Genomic DNA, 2,613 nt, shown 5'->3' on the forward strand with positions numbered 1-2,613 from the left:
CTTAGCTCAGTAGGTAGAGCAACTGACTTGTAATCAGTAGGTCACCAGTTCGATTCCGGTAGTCGGCACCATTCTTTTGCCTCGATAGCTCAGTCGGTAGAGCAGAGGATTGAAAATCCTCGTGTCGGTGGTTCGATTCCGCCTCGAGGCACCATATTTGGTGCACTTGCTTCATAAGCAAGACACAAAAAATAATAATTCCTCCTTAGCTCAGTTGGTAGAGCGACGGACTGTTAATCCGCAGGTCGCTGGTTCGAGCCCAGCAGGAGGAGCCAATTTTAAAGCCGCATCACTTGATGCGGCTTTTTTGTATCTGCTTTATACGTCATTTCTCGCTTTCCCATTTATCTGCACTTCATTTCTAAACATCAGCGAACATTAAATCCTTTCTTCAAAAACACTTATTTCACGCTAAAAATTTAATCCTCATCGTAATTTTAATACGCATTAGTATCCGAGCATATTCATCTTCACTAAGATGCCCGAGTTATTACATTTCTTCTTTTAGCTATGCCTTGCATAGTGATAACACTTTATTTGTGAGCTAAATATGAAACTAAAAACTCAAGCCTATTTATTATCTGCGATCATATTGCTAGCTCTCCTAGCTCTGACCGCAACGGGCTTATGGACACTTCGCGTCGCAAGTAACCTTGATAACAAAGCTCGAGTTACTGAGCTATTTAAAAGTGCGTACAGCATACTTACCGAAGTAGAAAAGATGGCTATCGAAGGCAAAATGCCGGAAGACGAAGCGAAAGCATTAGCCACTCGCCTACTTCGTAACAATATCTACAAAGACAACGAATACGTTTATGTCGCAGATGAAAATATGATGTTCATCGCCGCACCACTAGACCCTCAACTGCACGGAACCAGCTTCCATGACTTTAAAGATGGCAGTGGTAATAGCGTAGGCCAACTCATTCTAGATGTATTGGGGCACAAAACAGGTCAGATCGTTGAATATACCTGGAGCCAAAAACAAGCTGACGGCAGCATTGAAGAAAAACACTCGATAGCAGAAAAAACACCACACTGGGGCTGGGTTGTCGGTACAGGTATTGGCTTTAATGAAGTTAACGCACGTTTTTGGTCGACAGCACAATGGCAGCTTGTGCTGTGTCTGATTATCGCGGGAAGTATTCTAAGTGGCCTGATCATTTCGATTCGCAAAATGCTTAATCTACTTGGTGGAGAGCCTAACGACGTGCGTAAAGCAGTTCAAGCTGTCGCTCAAGGAGACATTCAGACCAGTTTTGATACTGTGGCACCGAGAGGAAGTATCTATCGTGCCGTGCAAGATATGAGTCAATCACTAGCTACCATGGTGACAAACCTAGAGAAGTCTATGCATGCACTGCGCGCAGAGTTGTTTGCCGTAGAGGCTCGATCAAATACGATTGCCGATCTTACCGTATCTCAGCAGCAATCAACGGCGATGATTGCCACTGCGATGACTGAAATGGCATCTTCAGCCAACCATGTTGCCAATTCAGCAAGCGACACCGCAAACAATACGGACGAGGCTGACAAACAAAGCCAACATACTCAGAAACTCATTCATAACACGGTTGAAAACATTCAAGGTTTAGCTTCTCAATTAAATACTGCGAGTAAAGCGGTCGCCGATCTAGATCAGGATGTAAATAATATTGTAAAAGTGCTCGATGTGATTGGTGATATTGCAGAGCAAACAAACCTATTGGCACTCAATGCAGCCATTGAAGCAGCACGAGCTGGAGAACAAGGCCGAGGCTTCGCAGTCGTTGCTGATGAGGTACGCAACCTAGCAGGACGCACACAAGACAGCACAAAAGAGATTCAGTATATGATCTCCAATCTGCAAGAAGGCTCTCGCAATGCCATTCACACAATGGAAATATGTGCAGAAACCAGTGAAAGCACTGTTACAGAGTCTAAGAATGCCTCTGAAGCTCTACAGCAAATTGTAACGGCGTTAGAATCTATCACCACAATGAGCCAGCAGATCGCTACTGCTGCCGCTGAGCAGACGCAGGTTAGCGATGATATTGCGCTACGCATAAACCTTATCGATGAAAGCGGAGGCCAACTCAACTCTGTCGTAACCGAGAGTCAATCAAGTACTCAAAGTTTAGCTTCACTAGCGAATGAGCTAGAAGGTTGGGTAAACAAGTTCTCAGTAAAGCACTAGTTTAAAGTCAATTGTTCAATAAAAAGCACGTTTTCAGACGTGCTTTTTTGTTTTTATCGCCTTTATTTTGCAAGTGAACACACTATCAATGTTAAAACATCGCTTAAAGCATGGCGCATTGCTGCTAAAAACGCATAAAAACAGCCCACTCCGAGCACAAATTCATCAAACGATATTTTATTTTAATTTTATTGTTGACCTGAAAGCCGAAAAGCCTTTTAATACACCTCGTCGCCCGGATAGCTCAGTCGGTAGAGCAGAGGATTGAAAATCCTCGTGTCGGTGGTTCGATTCCGCCTCCGGGCACCACAATTTATTAATTGTTGGTGCTTAGCACGAACAATGTTAAAGAATAAAATGTGCCGACTTAGCTCAGTAGGTAGAGCAACTGACTTGTAATCAGTAGGTCACCAGTTCGATTCCGGTAGTCGGCACCA

1 protein-coding gene and 4 tRNA genes are annotated in these 2,613 nt (G+C 43.9%); all 5 read left to right on the forward strand.

What is annotated here, in order from left to right; translation table 11 throughout:
* The first annotated feature begins 78 nt into the window (after positions 1–78).
* Positions 79–154, forward strand: a tRNA-Phe gene (locus tag R7M72_RS24135).
* A gap of 45 nt (positions 155–199) precedes the next feature.
* Positions 200–275: transfer RNA gene (locus R7M72_RS24140), tRNA-Asn, on the forward strand.
* Positions 276–550: 275 nt separating this feature from the next.
* Positions 551–2,176, forward strand: coding sequence for a methyl-accepting chemotaxis protein (locus tag R7M72_RS24145; RefSeq protein WP_017635717.1), 1,626 nt, complete (start codon positions 551–553; stop codon positions 2,174–2,176).
* Positions 2,177–2,409: 233 nt separating this feature from the next.
* Positions 2,410–2,485: transfer RNA gene (locus R7M72_RS24150), tRNA-Phe, on the forward strand.
* Between the two features lie 52 nt (positions 2,486–2,537).
* Positions 2,538–2,613, forward strand: a tRNA-Thr gene (locus tag R7M72_RS24155).

It is taken from the genome of Vibrio sp. YT-18, assembly GCF_033337345.1.
GTDB lineage: Bacteria > Pseudomonadota > Gammaproteobacteria > Enterobacterales > Vibrionaceae > Vibrio > Vibrio alginolyticus.